The organism is Campylobacter sp. 2018MI34 (assembly GCF_016598975.1).
GTDB lineage: Bacteria > Campylobacterota > Campylobacteria > Campylobacterales > Campylobacteraceae > Campylobacter_D.
Map to the genome: position 1 here is coordinate 1 of NZ_JAENKS010000143.1, position 439 is coordinate 439.

At 29.4% G+C, this 439-nt stretch carries 1 pseudogene; it reads left to right on the forward strand.

What is annotated here, in order from left to right:
* Positions 1-395, forward strand: a pseudogene (locus JG676_RS08135) (autotransporter outer membrane beta-barrel domain-containing protein); the annotation flags it as partial.
* Between the last annotated feature and the right edge of the window lie 44 nt (positions 396-439).

Here is a 439-nt window from a genome sequence, read left to right on the forward strand (position 1 = left end):
TAGCCTATGAAGGAGGTTATACAGAGGCTTTCTCTATGCAAAATACTATAGGTCAAGCTACAGTTAATGGAGGAGAGAGAGTCTATGCAAACTATTTAAATCTCTTCTCTACTAAAACAAGCTTTACATGGTTTAGAGATTGGTTACCAAATTTAAAAACTTCATTAGAACTTGGAGCTAAGTTTAATATCAATCCTAGTGTAAAAGCTAAGGCTAGATATGGTAGTGTTAAAGTAAGTGATACATTTGATCTACCAAGAGTTCAAAAATTTGTAACTACTTCGCTAATCATTCCTGTTAATGAAGCTTTCTATTTTAGCTTAAACTATAATGGAATGTTTGATAAAGATGGTAAAACTCATACAGGATATGCTCAATTTAATTATGTGTGGTAAAAGAATATAAATAATTCTAAATAGTTATTTAGAATAAATATAAA